The following is a 23,631-nucleotide window of genomic DNA, read 5'->3' on the forward strand; positions in this document are numbered from 1 at the left end:
ATAGAATGAAGAAAAATTGTATTGAGAATAGCTTTTTTAATTCAAAATTCTATTCTCGATACACTTCTTCTCTTGGTCGAAGCACTCGAATTGACGAATCTTGAATTAAAAAATATCAAATGCACAACGGATTATGCTACTTCTTTTTTATAAGCTGCAGGAGTTTTACCCACTATCTTTTTAAAGGTAGTGTAAAATGTTGATTTCGAATTAAATCCACACTCATAACCAACAGCTTCTGTAGTGTAATTGTCTTCATTAATCAAAAGTTGTTTAGCTTCTTGGATTCGATATTCATTAATAAATAAAGGGAAGCTTTTGCCTAGATTGTCATTTAGAAATTGAGATAAATAGTGTGGTAAAACATGTAGTTGTTTAGAAACATCTGCAAGTTTTAGATCTGGATTTTTAAATAGCTCCTTTTCTTTAATTATATCATCTAATTTGATTTGAAATTCACTTGCTTCATCAAGATCAATCTTTTTATCAGCGTATTTAATAGTTTCTTCAAAAAACAAAGACGTTTTATTTCTTTTCAATACCCAAAATAAGATGAAAAGGAAAAACACAAACGAAAACGAAAGTGCACCTACAATATACGATGTGTAAGATCCAATATTATAACCCATCCAGATAATGGATACTCCACCAAATACACTTAAAACCCAAATTTCTATTTGTTTTATTTTATGTTCTTTGGAAAACAATGTGCTAAAAACCGGCTTTAATTGAATCGCTGTAAATACGATATACAAAAGCCATTGCAAATAAATAATTTTGACAAAGTTTCCGGACCATAATTTTTTATATTCCCAATAGGGGTATATAACACTTAATAAAATGACCAAAGTCAACACTGGAATAACATGAAATAACCACCAGCTATTACGTTTAGATTCTACTATTAAACTTTTGGTATATAGGTATAAAAAAGGGCCAATTAAAACACAAGCAGAAAGTCCTATTTGTATAAATATTTCAGATAATTCTGGATTAAAATAAAAGAAAACAGATTTTAGTATTCGTGCACTTAACACAAACAAAAGTGCCGACAGGAAATAATTAGATAATCTTTTTTTCCTAGAAAAAAAAGCGAAATAAAAGCTTAATAAAAAACCATTTACTGCGCCTAATGCACTAAAAAGAAATAATAATTGACGTTCTAAATCCATGAAAGTATAAAAAGTAAAACCATTGTGTATTTTAAAATCAATACTATAAAAAAGCATCAATTCGAGTGGTTTTTCATAGTGACCTCTCGACTGCGCTCGAGATGACATAAAGAAAAATTCTACTTCGACCAAGCTCAGCAGGACTATCGAGAATAGCTTTTTTGACCTCAAATCCTATTCTCGATACACTTCTTCCTATGGTCGAAGCACTCGAATTGACGAATTTGGTATTCAAAAATATCAAAATGCACAACAGGTAAAGTAAATATATAGCAAATATTTAAAACTGTAGTTTGCTATAATAAGAATTATAAACTACACCAGCTCACGTCTTAATTCATTTAAAGTTATATTGCTATTGATCAGCCTGGTTATCACTTCTTCACGAAATTCATCCAGATCATCATAATCATAATATTTGGCCCACTTGTAGGTATCGAGGAGGTTTTTAATTTGTTTGATGAGTTTTCTGGTTGCATCTGCAGAGCGTAATACGGCAATCTGATCATAATTAGGGTTATCCTTATGCATATAACTCACCTTTTTTTCTTCAAAGTCTACCGAAATATAGTATGCATCTACATCAGGATCCAGGTTTTCTCTAAAATCCCCCCAATCTGCAAACCCTAATCGCAGATCATCAATTTCTGGAGGAAAATCGGATACTAGTCTCCACTGGCACTTTGCAGCCCTACCCCAATGGTTAGACATTCTATACACTCCATGTTTTGTATAATAATAGGTACTCCCCGACTCACTTCTATAATTTGGTTTTCTTCTTGAGATTTCGCGTAGCGAAGCTCCTCTGAATACACAATATGTTTTATTAAAAAAGTTATAACGAGTGAATACCTTAACGTGTTCCTTTTCCTGATGCTCCAAATGTTTGTTTTTTTCCCGGTAGCAAAGAAATCACATTTTTTTCAGAAAGTAAAAACAAGTTCTTAACATCTTTTCACAAACCATTTTTTTACTCTTATATTCTTTTGATAAGAATTTCTCTTCATTCCTGATAAAATTACATTGTTATCCAGGTGTGAAATTTCCATTTAAAAAAAGGGGAGATTTAACTTATGTGTATTAGGTATTAAACTCTTTCAAGAGCACTGTTAGTGTACTAATTTTGACCCAAGGATTTGTATTATAAATAGCGAAGTGAACATGATAGTCAATACGTCTTTGACAAGCTCATCAAACGAAAAGTAAAGAGAAGTTCTGTTGCAGGGACTCATATTTGAATTAGCCTAATTCTAAAAAAGCATCTTGTTCTGTAACAAGATGCTTTTTTGTTGAGCATACCTGCATAGTCCAGGTCAAACTACTTTGCATTTTCATAAAATGCCAACGCTCCAGAAGGGCATTTTTCGATCTGATTCTTTAAAGCTTCAGAAGTAGCCATCTCTGGTCTGATCCATGGTTTTTCTTTAGGTTTGTATACCTCTGGTAAAGTTTTTACACAGTTACCTGCATGAATACATTTTCCTGGTTTCCAAACCACTGTAATTTCTCCATTGGTGTATTCTTTTCTAATTTCGTTTGCCATAATATGATGATTTAAAGTGTGGATATAATACTATATTTATAACAATCTTTTAAAGATATAGCTTCCTTTTAAATACTATACAAAAACGAATTGTTTTCTTAATTAGCCCGAATCATATTCGATAATTTATTGGTATTCACTATTATATTAGGTTCTTCTATGTCTCGTTTTCTTAAATCGGTTATAGATCATGTTGTAACGTTTTTGGATATTAGTCTTCTAATAGTTATCAGTTTTTAGATATATTTAGGAATGAAAAAGGAATTCTTTACTGCTGTTAAGATATATGTGGGTACCTGGATATTGATCATATTATTTTTCCTTTCATTATCATTACGTGCAGATATTAGTTTTAAAAAATCAGTTGAAAGCTTAGTAGAAGTACTTCCTAATACTACATTCTTAATTAGTGTTCATGTCTTATTTGCGATTTTATATACCCTTTTTTTACTCATTCGATATTTTATAAGAACATACCGTCGCAAGGGGTTTATCATTATGGGGAAACAAGTTGTATTTAGAGTAGCCATTCCTTTTTTTATTTTGTTTGGTATCTATAAAGCCATTATCTACACTAACAGTACAGAAGAATTTTCCTATCAGTGGGATTATTCTGTTGAAAACACTAGTGATACTACAAATGATCTGTATAAAACCGATGGAAAACATCGTGGAATGAGTGTATTTGGTTGGGGGTCTAATAATAAAAAGTCTATTGCTACACTGATAAAGAATAATGTAGAATGGGTAGCTGTTATTCCTTTTTTATACCAGAAAGATCAACATACAATAAAAATGAATACTCCAAAGGCTATTGGGCAATGGTCCAGGAGAGATTCCGTTTTTATCAACAGTATTGTACAATTACAAGCAAAAGGAGTTCATGTACAACTAAAACCACATTTATGGATGGGCGAAGGTTGGCGTTCTGATATTGCTTTACCATCAGCCACCGATTGGGATATATGGTTTGATTCTTACCGCAGTAATATGATTCATTATGCCCAGATGGCACAAAAAACAGGAGTTGAATTATTCTGCATAGGCACAGAGCTACGGTCATCACTAAAACATCAGCCAGATCGCTGGAAGGCCCTTGTACAGGAAATCAAAACTATATATCATGGCAAGCTTACGTATGCTGCTAATTGGGATGGAGAATTTGATCATGTCGATTTTTGGAAAGAATTAGATTATATAGGTATACAGGCTTATTTTCCGCTTACCAAAAAATCTAACCCCAATCTGGTTACCATAAAAAAGGGCTGGGATACTCATATTTCAAAATTAGAAACCTTATCTCAAACCCACCAAAGGCCAATACTATTTACAGAGGTGGGCTATAAAAGTGAAGCTTCTGCCGCAATACAACCCTGGGAGTGGCGATCTCTTTTTGGTATCCTATATCAGAAAAAATCTGATCGTACCCAACAACTTGCGTATCAGGCTTTATTTGAGTCATTGTGGAATAAAGAATGGTTTTCGGGTATGTACATCTGGCAATGGAATACCAGAACCTCTATCAATAGTGCATCTACAAGCCTGGATTTTTCACCACGTTATAAACCGGCACAAAATACCATTGCAAAATGGTATGCCCTTCCCATAAATAGATCTAAAAACTAGTAACTACGATTAAAAAACGAGGGCTTCAGGATACTAGTATAACCTGAGTTCGACCTAAACTAAAATGTTATAAAAAGCGTCAATTCGAGTGGTTTTTCAGAATGACCTCTCGACTACGCTCGAGGTGACATGGAGAAAAACTGTATCGAGAATAGCTTTTTTAGATAGAAAATCACTATTCTCGATACAATTTTCCAGTCTATACTAAGCTATGTCGAAGTATCAGATCACTCGAATTGACGTGATTTTCTTACATCGAACTCAGGTTATAAGGTCAATTCACTCTGTTATTATTTTGTGTCTATCACATGTTCTTGGGATACGTAACTCTTCGGTACCAACTACAATATTATTAGCTATAAAAGTATTGGTTTTAACCAGCTTTGCGATAGTATACGTTTGTTGTGTAGTATTAATTTCTTTGATATTTAAAATGTTCACGGCACCAGAATTAGTTTGTAATACACTCCCTATCTTAAGTTGTTTAACATCATCAAACTCATATGCTATCTGCGTTTTCTCTGGGATATAGGACAACCAATCTCCAGAAAAAGATAAGAGCGGATGATCACGAGTACAGGTAATCGTAGAACCATCGGATAATGAAATGGCAACTAGAGCATCATGAATTGGGCTTGCCAGCTCTTGAATGGTCGCAGCAATATAGCTATCTGTAGCTTGATGATAAGAAAGTATCTGTTCTCCTACACTTACATCTTCTATAGGTTTCTGGGTGTGATCTGCCATAGTGATCAACGTCCCTTTAGCAAAACAGTGTACGTCTATCCCATCAAAATAGATTTCAGAAAGTACAGTATCCTCATATTTATCTCCCGGATATACCTCCATAATCTCGAATTTCATGGTCCAGGGTGGTAAACTTTTTGAAGTGACATAGTCTATGTTCTTATCTAATTTGCCAATTGGAGCTACTTTAAAATGTTGTGCAGCACGTTGATCCGTAAGATTTAGGATGGCATATGGTTTATTCTTAATATACACTTTAAGTTTTTTCACTCGGCTGTTGTTTCGCCAGGCAGTTTCACTTTTCACATGTCCATTTACAACGATAATTTCTGTGATGCGCGGCCTTCCCTGGTAAAAACTATATTCAAGATATTCTCCTACTCCATATCCTGGTACTCCTTCTACCCATACGTTTTTGTAATTAAGATCCATTGCATTTTCTGCGCGATAATTTATGCTTCCCTGATCCGCCAGATGTGATGATGCAGTTTCTTTGTATGATCCTCCACCACAATACCAACTACACCCCTGGCCTTCGATATCCCAATAATTCGTCATTGTTTCATCTACCATCTTATCTAATTCTGCTTTCTCCTCTTGGGTAAGGTCTTCTTTTTTAAGCCCTTTTGACATGCGTTCCCAAATGGCTTCACAAGCTTTTCTGTTTCTGTTAAATTCCTTTTCATCTGTAGTGTTTAGATCCAGTATTTCTATACGTGTTGGCGTGAGTACCTTTATTTCCTGGGCACTAGAAAAAAAAGTGATGAGTAGTATGATACAGGTAAGTATGTTTTTCATAAAATGTATGGTATATCATTGGTATTCACTGCAAATATATCACTTATTACATCCACTACTTCCCCTGTTTACCGTGATAAAATAAAATTAATCAAATACACTATATCATTGTATCAAGACATTAATTCGTGCAATAGCTTCTTCAGGATAATCCCTAAGCGTCATGATGTGTGGAGTATTAGTTTCCCAAAATGTTTTAGGTTCTTTTGCATTTTTAAATAGGTTTTTTCCATGACTTATAGGAACACCTTCATCATTAATACTATGAATAATTAGTTTTGGAATATGACGTATATCTACTATATCGCGTACTCCTACATAATCTTGATTAAATTTTTCAGGGTGTTTTCTATGTTTATTTTTGATGAATTCAAAAGGAGCATAATCAATTGCTATTCTTTGGGCAGATTCAAAACTTCCGTCAAGAATCAAGGCATCCACTTTATCTTGGTTATCTTTTGTGATTTTAATGGCTAATTGCCCTCCTAAAGACATTCCGTAGACTATCGTTTTTAAACTATCTTTTTGTGTTTTATGAATAAAGTCTTTAAATGCAGCTTCTGTATCTTTTAAAATACCTTTATAATTCGGTGTTCCGTTTGATTTACCATACCCTCTCCAATCAGCAGCATAAACAGAAAAACCATAATCTACTAATGGTTTGATTAGACTAGACCATATGGTAGCATTTTCACCAGCTCCATGAATATAAAATACATTCCCTTTAGGTGCTGTTAAAGGTTTGAAATGATAGGTATAAATCTTTATAGAATCTTCAACAATTAATTCATACTCAGAGTACCTAAATTTCTCTAAAGAAGCAATTTCCTTTGAAGGGTAATAATATAATTTTGATTCATCTTCATGAATCATTCCTCGGATCATATCATCTGTCTGATACATATAAATTCCAAAACCAACAGCTAATACTGTTATTGTTAGTAAAGTCCAACTCGCTATTTTAATAATTTTTTTCATGTCATTATATATTTTGATGACACAAACTAAAGCGATATGTTTTGGAGGAAAAAAAGTAAGTTACTAATTGACTATTTTAGTTATTAATCGCAGAGTTTAGGGATGAATGGAATAAGGTTATGGGACTAATTGAATAGGCTTCTCATCGTTTTGTAATTGGATCTTGCTATTGGAATTACTTCTTCAAAATCATTTGAAATAAGACTAGCCTTCTGAGAGTTCCCAATTATTTTAAATGAATATTCTGAATTAACTAAATATGATCGATGCGCCTGAATTAGGAAAGGGGCTTGAACTACAATGTCAGATAATTTACTACGTAACATTACACTTTTAATTTGTTCATCCTTGTAAAAAACCATTACATAATTGTCAATCGATTTTACATATAATAGCTGCTTTCTATATATAGTCAATTCGTCTTTAGCATTATTACCGTGTAATGTTATTTTTTCTAAAGGCATTCTTTCGTTTTTAGAAACAATCTCTTGAGAAAGAGAATTTCCTCTTGAGTTTTTAGTAAACACATAGCGTAACACTAATTTTGGAAAAATAATTAAGGGCAAAATGGGTAAAACGATGTAGATAAAAAAAAGAAGTAACCTTAGTAAAGATAATGGTTGTCTCTCAAAGACAATATCTAAATAGAAATATCCAAAAACAGCTGCGGATACAGAAGATAGTATAAGAAAAATAATTTCGTTCCACCAAGTCCAGGTGTTCTTATTATTATAAAAATAATTTTCTACAAAATGTGCCAATACATAGTTGGTGAATTTTATAAATCCAAACCCCATAAACAATACTTCTTTATAAATATGATTAAAGTTATTGATATTAAAAGGTTCTAAAACAATCAAAATAAATCCTAATAATGTGCCTAAAATGGCTCCTATTAAAATATGAGTTTTATAAGAAGTACTAAATGGAAAAGGATTGTTCAATATCATAAAAATAAAACCCTATTTGGGATTAATATGGTGGTTTTTCATTAGTGTTCGTTTTATAGAAGACAATGTCAAATATATGAATTGAAACAAGGCAAAATACACTGATCACTATTCATAGCATGAACTTCTCTTATATATTGCCAATCTATCAAAAAATAAACTAGTTCACAAATACAAAAATAACGCACTGTTCTGTTATTCTTCCATTTATCTTTTGAGAATACGTCGGCATCTGTACTAGCGGAAATAATAGCATTGATTTTGTAACACAATAATTAGAAATGGCGTCTGATAAGAAAAATAAAGCACTATACATATGATTAAAGCAGCAGATTCTGACACTAAAACTCTCACCACCCATAATCATAAAGGTATTCTATTAGATCTGGCCATCTACATAGCTATACTATTTTTGATTAGAGAATTGTATGTTCCAGAAGTAGGATTTATAGCAAATGGTCTTTTTTGGTCGTTCACCTGTTTAGGAGTAGCAACCTGGAGAATGAGAGTTAGAGGTGTAACCTGGAAAGAATTAGGTTTACGAAAACCGAAGAGTTTTCCCAAAACATTAGGCATATCGGTACTAATTCTTATTACGGTAGTACTCACAATAGTTATATTTCAGATCATAAAAGACTTTTTACCATTTTCTGTAGCTCAGGATACTTCTGCGGGAGGTTCTAAGTTTGGAAATTTAAAAGGAAATTACTCCCTATTCTTTTCTATTATTTTTTTTATTTGGGTTGAATCAATGTTAGAAGAATTATTAGATAGAGGTTTCTTGATGAATTGGTTTGAACGCTTATTTTCAAAATCTTCTTTTGCCACAGTGTTTGCAGTACTTCTTCAAGCAGTAATTTTTGGTTTCAGGCATTCGTATGATCTTTCAGAAAGATCTATAACCACCGGCCTTATTGGTCTGGTCATGGGTATAGCGTATGTGGTATCCGGGAGAAATTTATGGCCATTAATTATTGCACATTGCGTACTGAATACAATGTCTATGTTGGATCGCGTGTAGAACAATTTAGAAATCTCACCCTTCGACTACGCCCAGTGATCATTATTTTCGTTTCCTTTCGAGGGCTGAGTCCATCGACTTGGCATTAACATTGCCTTCATCAGAAAAGGAAATAAAACCAGCTAAATGTGGTTTGCAAAAAATAACTACATTGTAAACAGAGTTTGTGCTTAACATAGTATCTAATCTTTATTAAAAAATGAAAATGATCGAATATCTATACACAGGAATGCTGATAACCGCTATTGTGTTAGTCTATTTTGCAATAAAACAATATTACAATTCGAAAGAATTAATTGCTACAGGGGTCAAAACAAAAGCAAAAGTTATTGATTTAATTCAAATTAGTGGAGATGATGGGTATACCTACAAACCTGTTTTTGAATATACCGATAGAAGTAATAACCTAATTACATTCAAAAGTGAAATAAGTTCAAGTCCTGCACCTTATGACATAGGTGATATCGTTAATATAGTATATGACACCAACAATGAAGATCGAAAAATAGTTTCATTTTGGGGATTATATCGATGGACAATCATATTACTTGCAATTGCTTCTCCTCTATTGATCATTGGTGGAGGGTATTTGTTATATGCCAGAGGGTAAACTCTCACTTCAGCACCACTTCAACAAGCCCAGTGTGACAGCTCAGGGTTCGAAGTGATATTCTAGATGTATAAGGTTCTTCTGTTATGTATCACGATAACCAAAATGTAATTTATTATCTAGTTCCACTCCTATTCCAAAATAAACCACCTTCATATCCTCTATCCATTTTAAGTGATAGCAGTTTTGATCGTACCGTATCGTTAGTTGATACGTCCCCAATGATACTGCATTATCATCAAAATAAGTGATCTCATAATCGCCTTCAAATTGTTTTATTGAATTGAGATCCTTCTTTTTATTTCCTTTACCGGTACCAGACGTCACCACATCATCGTTAGTATGACACCAAATAGCTTCAATACCAAAAGAGGTTTTAGAGTATACAGCAGTTCCTATTAAACTCATCTTTTATATATTCTTATTATTTAATACGCTACACACAGATCAAAGGCTATATGACCAGTATAGTGATAAACATAATCATCCTAAACAGCTTTACAATATTAATCAAACCTAAGAAAATTATATGACACAAATACACTACTAAAAGTTGAAATCATAATAAAAGATTCATTATTTTAGTAACATAAGTACTTCGATAAATGGGTAATCTAAAAGACTCAGCATAAAACTACTGTATAGCATGAAAAACAGCTCAGGTATTCGTACAAAACACCTTTTATTTATATACTTTCTACTTACTTTTTTGATTTCATGGACAGGTCTTATTTTTATTATGGGTATTGACGGATTTACCGGAAAGAAAGAAGTACCGGATAGTCAAATTCCATTACTATTTTTGGCTATGTGTGCAGGACCCTTTATAGCAGGTTTGTTAGTTAACTATTTTGAAGATGGTAAAAACAGTTTTCAACAACTAAAAACTCGAATGGGTAAATGGAAAGTGAAAACTCGATGGTATGTGATAGCTCTTTTTTCTGCTCCTCTACTTTTTGGACTTACCTATTTAATACTCTCTGTTTTTTCTTCTAAATTTTCTCCTATCCTTCTTTCTACCGATGATCTTCTCTTTTTAATTCTTGGGGGAATTCTAGGCGGCATCGTAGCCGGTTTTTTTGAAGAGATCGGTTGGACAGGGTTTGCTGTACCAAAATTGAGGGCGCGTTTCAATATACTCACTACAGGATTAATTGTTGGTGTTATATGGGGAATATGGCATTTACCTCTTTTTATGGACAAAGATCCCGATGGTGATGCTCCATTAATAATCTTACTGATCATAAAGCTGGTTACGCATTTACCTGCATTTAGAATTTTGATGGTCTGGGTATATGATCACACCCAAAGTTTATGGATCATAATTCTTATGCATATGTCTCTAACGGCAAGTACTATGATTTTCCAACCAACAACAACAAAAGGAATTGATATCGTAGTTTTTAACCTTATGTTTACCGGATTGATTTATGTGTTTATGATCATACTCAGGTATCTCACCCTTCGAGTACCTCAGGGTTCGAAATTGTAGTACTCACCCTTCGAGAACCTCAGGGTTCGGAAGTCGTTGTTTTATTCGAATCGAGGGCTGAGGCTCTCGAAGCCCAATCTTTATCACGATATGCCATTGACAATCCTGGTAACTCCTCCAAATCTCCACTCATTAGTGCTTCTTTTTTTACTCTGGACCAACCTTGCACCTGTTTTTCTCTGTAGAAAGCAGTATCAATACGATTATAGTGTTCATAATACAGCAGCTTTACCGGTAATCTCTTTTTGGTATGGTTCGCTCCTTCTCCATTTTGGTGTTGCTCCAATCTCCTATCTATATCTTTGGTACTACCAGTGTAATAACTCCCATCACTGCACTCTAAAATGTACATATACCCATTCATATTAAGCTTTGTTTTTACAATACTACAGCATATGAGTTTCATTTTTTGGAACTGGAGAATTATATAGAGGGTACTTATACAAGTGGGTATCTCCACTTATATAAGTACCCTCTCCTATGTTTTTACTCGGTGGTTCCTCTGTTGGAACACCGTTGTGCCTCTCTTTTTAGTACCCCACCCCTCTAATTGAAGTACCCCTAACCAAGATCACAGGCAGCTATACCCACTACCATAAGTACCCTAAGGTGCATGTATACCCTCAACCTACCCACTTATATAAGTACCCACCCCCACTTGGGTAAGTGGGGTTTGGCCTATTTTATATGGTATTGGGTTGTTTTTTAACAGTTTTTGTTAATAATAGTTTTCACCACTTTTAGAACGGTAAATATCTTTTGTCCATTCGTGATTACATTTCCCACAGCTATAATAATTGCGAAAAATACGTTTTTCAGGGTTAGCAAAATCTTCACCCAAATAGTCTTCTTTTGTCTTCGCTATATTAAAATAGTCTGTTTTACATTTTGGGCATCTATTAGATCTATATTCTTGCACCAAAGCATAAATTATGATAGATAACATAATTATGCATATCAAAAAGTTACCCCAATTTTCTTCCATATTATATAGTGAACATCATTTACAAACAATCTATAATTCGAATCAGGTTAATCTTATCTCCTTTTCAACTCATCAAGGGTTTTACCATTTCTATCCTTCCAGGTTGTCCAACCATTCGCCGGTCTACCCAGTACTGCAACTGCAGCTGCACTCGGTGAATTAAAAATTTCGTCTTTTTGAAATACCCATACTCCTTCCTCTTGTTTGAGTACTTCTTGATCAATTAATTTTTTACGCAATCTAATAATCCATTCCGGTGCTTTTGGAGACTCTTTTAATGTACAAACACCTCCCTGATACACTACAAACCCATCATCTGTCAATTCTCCTTTTGCTTTGGCATCTTTCCCTTTGCAATAAAACAACTCTTTTGATTTTCTTTTTTCTTCAAACAATGGATAGCCCAGAGTTGCCAATAGCACTTTTAAAGTATCGTAATTATCTAATAAATCATATTCCCTAGTTTCTGGTAAAGAAGGTTTTTTAGAACCTGTATTATTATATAATACATATCTCCCAATTGTTTCAGCTTGATGAATGCAATAATGTTCTAAGAACTTAGCATCTGTTTTTGTGTACTCATCTGTTTTAGTTGCAATGATCACACAATGCGTCCAAAAATCTTTACTTCGATTATGTTCTTGTATTCTAGTATAACAATCTTCGCCTTCGCCAATATATACAATTGGTTTTGCCTCTTCCTCCGAGGTGCCAAACAAAAAGTATACTCCAGTAAAATGTACTAATTCTCTTTTTGCTACTTCCTTTAATTTATTACGAGGAAATAATACCGCTTTCATCAATCGGTTTGTAATCTCTGCTTCTTTTATACTAGTGGGAGAACCATCAGGTAAAAAGATTTGTATGGTTTGTGGTCGGTTATTAGTCATATATTTTTAGATTAATCTAACATCCCTAGTAATATCTTTTTGAGTATTATAAATACTGCTTCACTATTTTGTTCATTACTCTTTGCGTAGCATTATCCAATACATCAACAAAATCATTTTCTTCCATAATTTTGTATACCTCTTCACTCAAAACATCTAGGTCATTACTAGCAATTATAAAAGAATAGTGTGTAGTTTCTCGATTACTGTCATAATCATTTAGAACAATTTCAGATTGACTCTCTACAATTTTATTTAATTCTTTTATAAAATCTTTTAAAGCATTTACTTCTTTTTCATATTCTATTCTAAAACCAGAATAAAGAAAATCTAAAAATTCCCTATTTGTTTTCTCACCAAATAAATTATTCTTAAAATCCGAAATAAGATGATTAAAATTATACCAATCTCCCTGACCCATACACCTATTTTTCCTGCAAAAACATTGATCAAATGTTTTCGAAGTTTCATTAACAAAGTTTTGAAAATATAATGTTTCAAAAATACAACCACTAACGAGGCTTATTATTTTATAAACAAAAATGGAATTATCTTTTAATACGTTTTCCGTATTTAAGTTATTGGACAATTTCACCTCACCACTCCAGTTGGAAAGCTCCTCTTCTATTCTGTTTTGATGGGACAATTGAATATGTTCAATATTAAATTGATTATGTTTTTAAAAAAAAAGAAGATTCACACAGAAATGTCCAAATTCATGCCATAAAATTCTTTTTATATCTTCTAGCATACTAATAAATTTATCATTTGTCTATAGCTTTGTTACTTATATTCTCTCATCTAACCATTCGAACAATGAGCTTCCGCTTTTTTTGATATACTCTTTGAAATGATCCTCTGCTTTTTCTGTAATTTCAACTCTTTCAAGTGGTAGGTTATGTAGCATTTTGTAATCTGTTAAAAATTTGTTTCCTCTGCTTCCCAATAAATCCCAATTAGCTCCAAACCCAATTCGGTAATTATAATATAGCGCTAACTGTTCATCATTAGACATCTGCGCTCTTAAAAGTTTTAGATATGCCATAGTCTGATCATTATCTATTACTCCATCTTTTTCTTTTGAAACTATATATCTTACAGTACTATATAAATGCCTATAATAATGACCTAATCTATTTTCGTGCCCTGAAAATGGTTTATATTTTATATACACATCAACTTTTCTATTATTTACTTGAAACTGATTATGTTTACTATTTGTTTCTTTATGTTTTTCTCGAATTTTTATAATCTCTTTTTTAAGAAGTTCATACTTATCATTTTCTATTAAGTTTTTATCATAAGTAACTTCTGATTTGATACCAAAATAAAATATTCTATAAGCTATTTTAGCAATTAAATTTTCATTAGTAATATCAAATCTTTCTAAGTAAAATTTACATATTTCATAAGTAGAAATAAGTTCAGTATTCATAGTAACGAATACTTTTCTTTTTTCCGTAATTCTTTCAAAAGGTACATCTCTTGTAATTACTTTTGTTTTCTCTACTTTATAATCGTACCCGACAATCATCATTTCATTGACATTCTCTTTATGAAGTCTCAGCATTTCAAAAAAATGATTACTTACTTGCTGTATGTTAAACTGTTTTTGAATCCTTTGATTAGCTTGATATTGAACTAAAAAAGCAATAAAAGTTAAAAATGCAGCACCTATAGCAATGAAAGGAGCCATTAAACCTCCAATAGTTTTCCCTAATTCTCCTCCCTGTGAGAAATCAGTCTTTGGCAGTATATTAGGCTGTAAAAGAGACCAAGGAGCAAAAAACGAAAATAAAATTAACAGAAAACTTAGTGTACCGAGTACCCATATCCAGATTTTAAGAGTATTGTCTTTCATTCTAATATATTAACTTTCTTTTTATTAACCTACCTAGTGCTAATACCTTTAGCTCATTATACAGCTTATAATCCTTTTCTACTTCGTCCAGGTTAATATAACCAGGTACAATCTCTTCGTTCTGTCGCATACTATCCAGTGTATCTTCTACAAAGAGCTTGTTACTTCTGTTAATTTTAGGTAGTGTCTTACGCTCAGTAGCAGTAAGCCCTGTTAAAAATGGTAATAAAGTACTGATTTCTTCAATCTTACTTTTTACGTCTATGATCACTTGTGGATCTACGGTAACCGATAACCGGTTGTTTAATACATTACTCATACGTTTTTTGTTTTTAAATTCAACAATTATTTGAATATGTACTAAGTCAACTACAGTACCGATTATCTAATATTTTAACATATTTGATGATAATTATATGTTAATTAAAAACAATAATTGATTAATTATCAAATATTTACCTCTATTTCAATCTAAAAAGAGTACTATAAATCCTGTAGCTGACAAGCTGTCGTTCTACTTCCTATCTATTTTTAAGTCCAAAATAACGGTTACTCATCAAAAGTTAACGTTTAGTTTTCTATAAGATACGTTTACTCAATCAAACGGCACTGACACCCTCATTATGAATACGTTACCCATACTGGCGTTATGACAGGCCTGTCCTGAGCTTGTCGAAGGGCTCACCCATAGATCCACTTCGACAGGCTCAGTGTGACAGCTCAGGATTTGGTTGGCTTACTAATGCTTAAAAGAAGTAAGATGAAGCTTGACCTCTTTTAAGGTATCCTGAGTGATCATATAATCCTGTCCCATCAAATTAATTTTGCACTGATCTCCTGTTTCGCAAATAGCCGAAATATGACTAGGATTGATATAATGAATAGTTCCCTGGTTATCTTTGATTTCCATAAATTCCATAATCGATATTGTTTTTGTTTATATTCCTGGTTTTTGATAAAAATACAATACATCAACTTGCCGAATAATGATCCATGTCATTTTTTGACAATAAAATTGTTTGGTTGTTTATCCCTTCGGCTAAGCTCAGGGTTCGGGATTCGTTGCTTTATTCGTATTGTGGGCTGAGGCTCTCGAAGCCCAATTTTTATCTCGATCAATCTCACCCTTCGAGAGCCTCAGGGTTAAGGAGAAGTCATTCTTTCATTCAAATCGAGGGCTGAGCCCTTCGACAGGTCTGTCCTGAGCTTGCCGAAGGGCTCAGGAAACACGAAGCCGAAGCCCGGACATTAATAAAGAAAAATCCATTAGATTTGTACATCAGCTATAATCAATACTATTGCAAACATTGGATCATCTTTATAAACTACATAACCCTTTCTATTTTTGGGGACTACTGCTTGTGGCTAATATAGCTATGTTCTTATGTACCATTCTGATTAGCTATCTTTGGTCTTCTTTTTATCGACATCAAAAGTTACCCATCGAAAAGAAAGATGTTACTCTTTCTATTACAATTATGATAATCAATGTACTAGTTGCAATTCCCGGATATCTATTGTTTATCAACTCCAAAATTATCTTTACTAATGATAATCTTATACGGGATTTTATAATACTCTTTGTTGTTGTTGATTTTGTGATGTATATATTTCATTATGCCTCTCACTACGTTTGGCCATTTACACTAGCACATGAAAAACATCATGAGCATTATAGTTTTAACGAGATCAGCCTATATGTGATGCATCCTCTGGAGGCGATTCTTTTTGGTTGCATACTAACTCTACTCCCTTTCTTACTATCACTTAATTTCTATAGTTTTATTTTCTTTCTATTCTTTAATTGGGTGATCGGAGTAGTATCACACCTAAATACGTCCTCGAATAAACGGGTCTTACTATTTGGTAATAACATCTTTCACAGAGATCATCATGAGTATTCAAAATACAATTTTGGGTTTTATACTGTGATCTGGGATAGGATTTTTCGCACGTATTATAGTAGAAAGAATAATTAATTTATCAATTACTATATACTCAATAAGAAAAGAAAAAAGTATGCTTATACGCTTTGCTCATTTTCAGAATCTACTTCTATTTTTTGAACTAGTTCTTTTGCCCATGTAATGGCATCTCCAAGATTATCAAAGCTCTGGAAACTGTTTCGCATAAAGAGTTTTTCTATCAAAGAATTAAAAATCCCCCTGGAGGTATAACTTACCACGGCATATCCTCTTAGTTTATAGCCGTTTCTAAAAAACTTAACCCAATCACTCGGTTTTACAGAATATAAGTTCACGCGGTTTGAGATATATACAATATCTTCACCATTATTATCATACAGATGGGCAAATTCTTCAGTAATGGGTTTGGCATGATCATCCCAGGTAAATAACACTCCTTCATTAATCTCTGCAACTACAAAAGTATCAAACAGGTAATAATTACCACTAGGGTAATTAAATTCATGTATTGCATCTTTGTAGAAAGGAGAATCTTTTATATATCCCATAATATCTGTATATATTTTAAGCCCCTTTAAACGTTACATTATATAAGTTGTTGTGCTAGTTGTCTGTTTAGCTACTTTTTTTGATAAAATCCTTATCATTCTATGCTAAGAGAGGGCTCAACAACCTTGCTGTACTAAGCATTTCGAAGTACGTATTCCTTCCAATTATTAAAATAACATACCCGAGGTAATTCTTTTTATAGTGTTCCCTAAATATACAACAGCCATAATATAATAATTAATCTGCAATCTGAAAAAACGACTTGCATATTTACTCCTTATTTATACTCATTATAATCATTTGTATCTTCTAATATAAAATCTAAATCTAAATCCACCGTTTCTGTATAAACATAACTTTATATGGTGCTACCGTAGATGATCGAGTGTTTAATTTAAAGAACTTATCGAGGTTCTGTCTCAAAATAGTTCATTCCATAATCCAGCAATTAATATGCTTCGACAATAGGGTGATTGTGCCGCTCTTTGCATAAACTCTAGGTGTCAAGTAAATTATGATGTATAGCCAGTAGTATAAACATTTTCTTCAAAATACAGTACGTTATTTACTTGTTAATTCATCATTATGAATAGGTGAAATTTCCCCGTAAAATGAATTGCTTTCTTTACATATTCTTAAAATATAAACTGAATATTATCAGGCAGATAATTAGTTATTTAGTAGAAGTATTAACCAATAAATAATATAAAATGAAATTACACTCAAAAATCTTATCAAGTCTATTAGTATTCCTAGTATTATTTACCTCTTGTGAAACGAATACAGAACAACCAGAAATTGTTAAGACTAATCCATATTTGGAATTAGTGGGTACTGTAGAACATCGCCAGGCTACAGCAGAGGAATTAAGTAAACTTGTTCCTACTCAAGCTAAGGCTAATTGTACACTTCACGGAGATGAAGGATGTAGCGATGATGCCTCATCAGAGTTCGAGCGTTTTGTAAAAGAATGTACTACGTATCCTCGTATATGGCCACCAACAGGAGCTGTTTCTACACACTACAAAAGTATGATCTATTATGTTGACGGTGATGGAGATATCAATTTAGATCACTATCAAGATGATCTACAGGCACACGTAAATCAATTAACTAGTTCTGCCGGAGCTGCTTTTATTAGTGCCAACATCGTATTTTGGACATGCAATGAAAGAGAAAGTAATTCTTGTGTGTTAGCTTACTCAGTATACAGATAAAGAATTCACAGTATTGATAGTAAAGAAGCAGACTTCTATGTGAAGTCTGCTTCTTTTTATTTAGTGCTATGAGCATGCCTCTTTTTTGAACATTACTTTTTCCAGTGTTTTAATACCTGATTGATATCTGATCGTACTTCTTTTCGGATTTCTTTTTTACGTTTCCCTTTACCAAACTGATTGTCATAATTAGTTTCGGCATGTCGTATATGAGCTTCTACTGCAAGATCAATCATTTTATCATCAAATTCCTTAGCATTTGCTGTACGTCCTACTCTACCACTATATTTCTCGCATGCATGTTTTGCTATATCAAACTCCCGTTTTGTTGGACAATTAGGGTATCGTCTTCTAATAGCGATGGCGAAATTAATAATATATTCTTTGTCTTGTTGTTCTCGTACTATAGCTGCTTTTCTATTTTTTTCTGCACGGATACCTTGATCTTTCTCACATTCTGTTTTTGCTTTCTCTATAGCAGTTTCTTCCACCAACTGCCCTTGTCGCTCATAGCGCTTTCGGCGTTGATTCCATGCCCATACTACTCCGCACAAGGTAGAATGTTTCCTGGATCTACGGGTCATTGCAGCATCTCCTGGCGGTAACAATACATACCCACCAAACGGAGAACAGCTAAAACAGGTTCCTTTGTGTTTTTCGCTTTCTGCAACAAATGATTTCCCAACAAGAATGCGTTTACCACATTGTATACATCGAAGTTTTTCTTTCTTCGTTAGAAATATATTCTGAGAAGTTGTAGCCAAATATAAATTGTTTTAGAAGGAGACGAAAATACATTTTTTAGTATTGAATTCATCTTAAAACATCACGTATATTGATACATACACATTTTTGATGAAGGAACTTACAGTTGTTATAGAATGAATGACTAGAGATACCCGCAATGTTAAGTTTTTGATTTGCAAGACAAAAAGAAGTATCGGTACTCAAAAAAAGAGTACATTGGTATAAACACATATTGTCAATCATGTTAGAACATATAGCACTAAAACTAGCTACCGAAGCAGACCTCTCTGCTATGGAACAGGTAGGAGATACCTTGTTTGATCACCCCATAAAAACAAATCGGGCCAAAGAATTTATAAATGATCCCAGACATCACATGGTATTAGGATATGATGGTACTCAAATTGTCGCAATGGCCTCGGGATTTCACTATGTCCATCCCGATAAAGATCCTGTATTCTTTATAGATGAAGTCTCTGTACTGGGTGAATACCATAATAAAGGAATCGGACGCAAAATTACCAGGTATTTATGTGATTATGCAAAACAATTAGATTGTAAGGAAGCTTGGCTTGCAACAGAACATTCTAATACTGCAGCAAGAAAAGCCTATGCCGCTGCAGGCGGAATAGAAGACAAAGATCCTATTGTTCTTATTAATTTTGAACTAAAAAATGATGACTAACACTATCCATTATTATATTTACTAACTTTAAGCACATCAAACACAATCATCAATCAAATTCATCATGAAAAAATTCGTATTCCTCTTCCCTGTCCTTTCTTTTTTTATGTCCTGCTCTACCACTCCCGAAGCGGTAATTGCACCCGATCACGTAAAGTTGGTAGAAACAAATCTTAGTCATCCCGTGTATATTAAAGGAGATTCGACATGGACTATAGAAGAACGTATGAAACATTACGGAGTTCCGGGAGTAAGCATTGCAGTTATTAAAGATTATAAGATCGATTGGATAAAAAGCTATGGTATCACAGACAAGGAAACTAAATCTCCTGTCACGAATCAAACACTTTTTCAGGCAGGTTCTATTAGTAAGCCTGTAGCAGCATACGGAGCATTGACACTTGTAGAACAAGGTAAAATAGATCTTGATAAAGATGTAAATACCTATTTACAATCCTGGAAATTACCAGACAGTGAATTCACTAAAGAAAAGAAAGTTGCGCTCAAGCATCTTCTTAATCATTCTGGAGGACTAACCTTACATGGCTTTTTAGGGTACAGCCCTGATCTGCCTGTACCTACATTGGTACAAGTCTTAAACGGAGAATCTCCAGCCAATTCTGGGGCTATCTTTGTAGATAAAATCCCAGAAAAGAGTTTTCGATACTCTGGAGGAGGATATACAGTGATGCAACAAATGATGATCGATGTAGCTCAAAAGCCATTTCCACAACTTATGAGTGAGTTGGTATTGCAGCCTTTACAAATGAGTAATAGTACATATGATCAACCCTTACAAAGTGAGCAATTTAAAATGGCAGCAACCGGTTATTTGCCAGATGGTTCTATGACCAAAGGGAAACGACATACTTATCCAGAAATGGCCGCAGCAGGACTATGGACTACTGCAGAGGACCTGGGTAAATTTGCGGTTAATATACAGCAGACATTAAAAGGAGAAAGTAAAGCTGCATTATCCCAGGATATGACTACCAAAATGCTAACTCCGTTTGTAGAAGATTTTAGTGGATTAGGCATCTTTATAAATAAAATGGAAGACGAAATCTACTTTGGCCACGGAGGCTGGGACGAAGGATTTTCAAGTGAAATGATAGCGCATAAAGATAAAGGGTACGGAGTGGTTGTATTAACCAATTCTAATCATCCTGATTTTATTTCAGAATTGATTCGATCGGTAGCACTTTCCTATTCATGGGATGATTTTGTACCAACGTATGAGAAAAAGGAGATGAATGCTGCTCAACTTAAAGAAATTAGTGGTCGATATCGTCTGCAAAACGATAATTTGATCGAAATATACCACACTAATAATCAGTTATTCAAAAAAGACCTGGGCACAGAACCAGTAGCTTTATTTAAGGTATCTGATAGCACGTATATTAGTAGAGAAAAAAACCAACCTGTTCAGTTTACAACCGATGCAGAGAGTGGGCAATTAAATATGCTACTTATACATCCTATGAAAAAAACAGTTGAATCTACTCTGGTATTGATGAAAGAAGACGAAAAAATTCCTTTTGAATTCCTTGAAGAAGGTAATTTTGAAGAAGGTCTGAAAGCGTATCAGGAAGTGATGAAAACCAATGCGGATGATCCAGCAGTTTCAGAAAACAATCTAAATCGATTAGGATATCGTTTTATGGGTATCGAAAACTTAAAGTTAGCACAAAATATATTTAAAGTCAATGTGCTACTCTATCCAGAGAGCTCTAATGTATATGACAGTTATGCTGAAGCCTGTATGAAAATCGGAGATCTGGATCTGGCCATTGAGAACTACAAAAAATCGTATAGCCTTAATGAGAAAAATACGAATGCACTAAACATGATCGAAAAAATAGAGCAGAAAAAGCAAAGTAATACCGAGTAATTCCTTTTTTTGGATACATATTCGAAAACTCAAATCTCTTAATAATAACATAATATTTATAAAAACTTAGCGTAACATATACCCATTTTCGGGTAATGTTCGTATGTTTAGCTACAGTTTACTGCATATAGTTAACTACCCCATATATTATACGAACAGTATACTATAAACTAAATGATTGCAAAACAAATATTTAAAACTACTTCTAAACCTGTTGGTTTATTCTTTTTTTTATTTTTTTCTCATCTAATTACTGGCTACGCTCAGAAATATGAGCTTACTGATAACGCACTAGAAAAAGAATACCTGGATGACACAGTGCTTCTTGTTTTTGAAGATACAACAAGCTTATCTTTTGAACATATTAGTGCAGAAAACTTTCAACACCATTTTACATCGAGAAAAAATGGTTTTGCATATAATAGTAATGCGATCATCTGGCTAAAGTTTACAATAGAAAACACCTCGGATGTACGAAGAGATTTTGTAATCTTTTCTAATGATTGGGATGTACAGTTTTTCACCAAAAACAAAGGAAACAGCTTTTTTACAGAACGCCAGGGCGTGCTACCTAATAACTTTAATAATAAGTTATATAGTGGCGAAAATGCAGATGGTAAAATTCTGGATTACCTGCTCCCTAATACCAATAGAACGTATTATATAAAAATGCCCGGAGCCTTATACAATGTTTCCTTTAAAAGCTTTGATTTTGTATACATAAGTGATCGTGCAGTAGTAAAAGAAAAAGCATTATTTGATTTATGGAGTAGTAGCATCTATGTTGGAGTACTATTTCTGGTGTTGCTAGCCAATTTTTACCTTATGGTCACTGCATTTAAAAAGAGCTATATCTTTTATGCTTTTTATAGTATTAGTCATGTATTGTTTTTTACAGGGTATTATCAAATCCCAACCCTGCTATCATTTACCTGGCCAATTTCACATAGTATATTTCTTCCTATCACTGCTTCATTATATCTTCTATTTGTACATAACTATTTAAAGATTGAAAAATATAATAAGATCGTAAGTGGAATCTTTAAAGGCTATATCGTATTGGCTATACTGGCCGTAATACTGCTATTTTATCTTTCTCTTACCAATATGACCACATATTATAGCGTATTACCAAAAGTAAATATCACCAATCTTATGTTTTTATTGGTGAGTACCTTTCTTATTATGGTAATCCCGGGGAAATTTAAATATTTTATTCTGCTCGGCACCTTGTTTATTGTTATTGGTGCAACTATCACCTGGATTACCCAATACAATGATGAAATGGTACAGACATTTTCATATTCTATTACCGGAAATGCCATTGAAAAAATTATATTCTTATTTGGAATATTTTATCTCCACAACCAGGAACAAAATGCTGCCAGAGTTAAATTGCTTTCTACGCAAAAGCAATTAGAATTGAGTAAACAGCAGCTTAATAATTTCTCTAATTCAATACGAGAAAAAAATAAACTCATTGAAGCTTTTGAGCAACAAATTGAAAAATCAACAAATACACTACCACAAAAAGAAGAAAACCTGCAACAGCTAACCAAATCTATTATACTTACAGAAGAAGATTGGGAAGGTTTTAAAAAACTATATGAAGAAGTACATCCAAATTTCTTTTATACGTTAAAATCTAAATACCCTAAATTAACCAATGCAGAGATTCGTATGATTGCATTGCTAAAACTTCATTTATCGAATAAAGAAATTGCCGGCATGTTAGGAATCAATCCTGATAGCGTAGTCAAAACAAAATATCGTCTTAAGAAAAAGATATCCGACACAGAAAACATCGATATCGATACCGTAATCGAAAGCTTATAGCACTACTTTCTCTCTGTTTTATTGTTCTACACCTCCTCTCTTAAACCTTATTATTACTAGGTTTTTTAAATTGTCCATGATTTTGTCCACCCCAATTTCCGGGATTGG

25 protein-coding genes are annotated in these 23,631 nt (G+C 33.3%); 9 read left to right on the plus strand and 16 right to left on the minus strand.

Going from position 1 to position 23,631, the window contains the following annotated elements:
- Positions 1-131 precede the first annotated feature (131 nt).
- The 3 genes from Z054_RS0107060 to Z054_RS0107070 all read right to left on the minus strand — a co-directional run bounded on the left by Z054_RS0107060 (position 132) and on the right by Z054_RS0107070 (position 2,715).
- The gene (locus tag Z054_RS0107060) at positions 132-1,280 is read right to left on the minus strand and encodes a helix-turn-helix domain-containing protein (protein WP_051473693.1); all 1,149 of its coding nucleotides are present in this window, start codon (positions 1,278-1,280) and stop codon (positions 132-134) included.
- Between the two features lie 207 nt (positions 1,281-1,487).
- Entirely contained in the window at positions 1,488-2,054 is a 567-nt protein-coding gene (locus Z054_RS0107065; protein ID WP_024769380.1) for a hypothetical protein, read from the minus strand.
- A gap of 436 nt (positions 2,055-2,490) precedes the next feature.
- A complete protein-coding gene (locus Z054_RS0107070; protein ID WP_174412246.1) occupies positions 2,491-2,715 on the minus strand; it encodes a (4Fe-4S)-binding protein in 225 nt (74 codons plus the stop codon).
- 252 nt (positions 2,716-2,967) lie between these two features.
- On the opposite strand from Z054_RS0107070, the gene Z054_RS29975 reads away from it, so the two are divergent.
- A complete protein-coding gene (locus Z054_RS29975; protein ID WP_024769382.1) occupies positions 2,968-4,341 on the plus strand; it encodes a glycoside hydrolase family 113 in 1,374 nt (457 codons plus the stop codon).
- A gap of 279 nt (positions 4,342-4,620) precedes the next feature.
- On the opposite strand, the gene Z054_RS0107080 is transcribed toward Z054_RS29975, so the two are convergent.
- From Z054_RS0107080 to Z054_RS0107090, 3 genes are all read right to left on the minus strand, one after another.
- A complete protein-coding gene (locus Z054_RS0107080) occupies positions 4,621-5,886 on the minus strand; it encodes an NADase-type glycan-binding domain-containing protein (RefSeq protein ID WP_024769383.1) in 1,266 nt (421 codons plus the stop codon).
- Between the two features lie 105 nt (positions 5,887-5,991).
- On the minus strand, positions 5,992-6,864 hold the full coding sequence (locus Z054_RS0107085; protein ID WP_024769384.1) for an alpha/beta hydrolase: 873 nt from the start codon (positions 6,862-6,864) through the stop codon (positions 5,992-5,994).
- Positions 6,865-6,989: 125 nt separating this feature from the next.
- The gene (locus tag Z054_RS0107090) at positions 6,990-7,814 is read right to left on the minus strand and encodes a LytTR family DNA-binding domain-containing protein (RefSeq protein WP_024769385.1); all 825 of its coding nucleotides are present in this window, start codon (positions 7,812-7,814) and stop codon (positions 6,990-6,992) included.
- A gap of 316 nt (positions 7,815-8,130) precedes the next feature.
- Between Z054_RS0107090 and Z054_RS0107095 the strand changes: the two genes are divergently transcribed.
- Complete coding sequence (locus tag Z054_RS0107095; protein ID WP_024769386.1) at positions 8,131-8,835, plus strand: CPBP family intramembrane glutamic endopeptidase; 705 nt, start codon at positions 8,131-8,133, stop codon at positions 8,833-8,835.
- Positions 8,836-9,034: 199 nt separating this feature from the next.
- Complete coding sequence (locus tag Z054_RS0107100) at positions 9,035-9,445, plus strand: DUF3592 domain-containing protein (RefSeq protein ID WP_024769387.1); 411 nt, start codon at positions 9,035-9,037, stop codon at positions 9,443-9,445.
- 84 nt (positions 9,446-9,529) lie between these two features.
- On the opposite strand, the gene Z054_RS0107105 is transcribed toward Z054_RS0107100, so the two are convergent.
- Positions 9,530-9,853, minus strand: a complete 324-nt coding sequence (locus Z054_RS0107105; protein ID WP_024769388.1) for a hypothetical protein — start codon at positions 9,851-9,853, stop codon at positions 9,530-9,532.
- A gap of 238 nt (positions 9,854-10,091) precedes the next feature.
- Between Z054_RS0107105 and Z054_RS0107110 the strand changes: the two genes are divergently transcribed.
- Positions 10,092-10,937: a CPBP family intramembrane glutamic endopeptidase gene (locus tag Z054_RS0107110; protein ID WP_084050161.1), complete on the plus strand. Its 846-nt coding sequence runs from the start codon at positions 10,092-10,094 to the stop codon at positions 10,935-10,937.
- A 19-nt stretch (positions 10,938-10,956) separates the two neighbouring features.
- Here Z054_RS0107110 and Z054_RS28020 read toward each other — a convergent pair whose 3' ends face one another.
- The 7 genes from Z054_RS28020 to Z054_RS0107145 form a co-directional block, all read right to left on the minus strand.
- A complete protein-coding gene (locus Z054_RS28020; protein ID WP_241461396.1) occupies positions 10,957-11,343 on the minus strand; it encodes a GIY-YIG nuclease family protein in 387 nt (128 codons plus the stop codon).
- A 312-nt stretch (positions 11,344-11,655) separates the two neighbouring features.
- On the minus strand, positions 11,656-11,883 hold the full coding sequence (locus tag Z054_RS0107120; protein WP_024769391.1) for a DUF6671 family protein: 228 nt from the start codon (positions 11,881-11,883) through the stop codon (positions 11,656-11,658).
- Positions 11,884-11,975: 92 nt separating this feature from the next.
- Positions 11,976-12,812 (minus strand): GIY-YIG nuclease family protein, encoded by an 837-nt coding sequence (locus tag Z054_RS0107125; RefSeq protein ID WP_024769392.1) that lies wholly within the window; start codon positions 12,810-12,812, stop codon positions 11,976-11,978.
- A 46-nt stretch (positions 12,813-12,858) separates the two neighbouring features.
- Complete coding sequence (locus Z054_RS0107130; protein WP_024769393.1) at positions 12,859-13,233, minus strand: hypothetical protein; 375 nt, start codon at positions 13,231-13,233, stop codon at positions 12,859-12,861.
- A 366-nt stretch (positions 13,234-13,599) separates the two neighbouring features.
- On the minus strand, positions 13,600-14,673 hold the full coding sequence (locus tag Z054_RS0107135; RefSeq protein WP_024769394.1) for a putative phage abortive infection protein: 1,074 nt from the start codon (positions 14,671-14,673) through the stop codon (positions 13,600-13,602).
- 1 nt (position 14,674) lies between these two features.
- On the minus strand, positions 14,675-14,992 hold the full coding sequence (locus Z054_RS0107140; RefSeq protein WP_024769395.1) for a hypothetical protein: 318 nt from the start codon (positions 14,990-14,992) through the stop codon (positions 14,675-14,677).
- Between the two features lie 420 nt (positions 14,993-15,412).
- Positions 15,413-15,592: a hypothetical protein gene (locus Z054_RS0107145; protein WP_024769396.1), complete on the minus strand. Its 180-nt coding sequence runs from the start codon at positions 15,590-15,592 to the stop codon at positions 15,413-15,415.
- 388 nt (positions 15,593-15,980) lie between these two features.
- Between Z054_RS0107145 and Z054_RS0107150 the strand changes: the two genes are divergently transcribed.
- On the plus strand, positions 15,981-16,652 hold the full coding sequence (locus Z054_RS0107150) for a sterol desaturase family protein (RefSeq protein WP_024769397.1): 672 nt from the start codon (positions 15,981-15,983) through the stop codon (positions 16,650-16,652).
- Between the two features lie 44 nt (positions 16,653-16,696).
- Here the strand turns inward: Z054_RS0107150 and Z054_RS0107155 are convergent, their stop codons facing one another.
- Positions 16,697-17,146, minus strand: a complete 450-nt coding sequence (locus tag Z054_RS0107155) for a hypothetical protein (protein WP_024769398.1) — start codon at positions 17,144-17,146, stop codon at positions 16,697-16,699.
- A gap of 711 nt (positions 17,147-17,857) precedes the next feature.
- Between Z054_RS0107155 and Z054_RS0107160 the strand changes: the two genes are divergently transcribed.
- Positions 17,858-18,364 (plus strand): hypothetical protein, encoded by a 507-nt coding sequence (locus Z054_RS0107160; RefSeq protein ID WP_024769399.1) that lies wholly within the window; start codon positions 17,858-17,860, stop codon positions 18,362-18,364.
- A gap of 92 nt (positions 18,365-18,456) precedes the next feature.
- Here the strand turns inward: Z054_RS0107160 and Z054_RS0107165 are convergent, their stop codons facing one another.
- Positions 18,457-19,128, minus strand: a complete 672-nt coding sequence (locus Z054_RS0107165) for a DUF2293 domain-containing protein (RefSeq protein WP_024769400.1) — start codon at positions 19,126-19,128, stop codon at positions 18,457-18,459.
- Between the two features lie 224 nt (positions 19,129-19,352).
- Here Z054_RS0107165 and Z054_RS0107170 point away from each other — a divergent pair, with 224 nt between their 5' ends.
- The 3 genes from Z054_RS0107170 to Z054_RS0107180 all read left to right on the plus strand — a co-directional run bounded on the left by Z054_RS0107170 (position 19,353) and on the right by Z054_RS0107180 (position 23,523).
- On the plus strand, positions 19,353-19,796 hold the full coding sequence (locus Z054_RS0107170; protein WP_024769401.1) for a GNAT family N-acetyltransferase: 444 nt from the start codon (positions 19,353-19,355) through the stop codon (positions 19,794-19,796).
- Positions 19,797-19,860: 64 nt separating this feature from the next.
- Positions 19,861-21,687: a serine hydrolase gene (locus Z054_RS29980; RefSeq protein WP_024769402.1), complete on the plus strand. Its 1,827-nt coding sequence runs from the start codon at positions 19,861-19,863 to the stop codon at positions 21,685-21,687.
- Positions 21,688-21,861: 174 nt separating this feature from the next.
- Positions 21,862-23,523 (plus strand): 7TM diverse intracellular signaling domain-containing protein, encoded by a 1,662-nt coding sequence (locus Z054_RS0107180; RefSeq protein WP_024769403.1) that lies wholly within the window; start codon positions 21,862-21,864, stop codon positions 23,521-23,523.
- The last annotated feature ends 108 nt before the right edge of the window (positions 23,524-23,631 follow it).

Origin of the sequence: Aquimarina macrocephali JAMB N27 (assembly GCF_000520995.1) — a bacterium.
In the GTDB taxonomy this organism is placed as follows: Bacteria; Bacteroidota; Bacteroidia; order Flavobacteriales; family Flavobacteriaceae; genus Aquimarina; species Aquimarina macrocephali.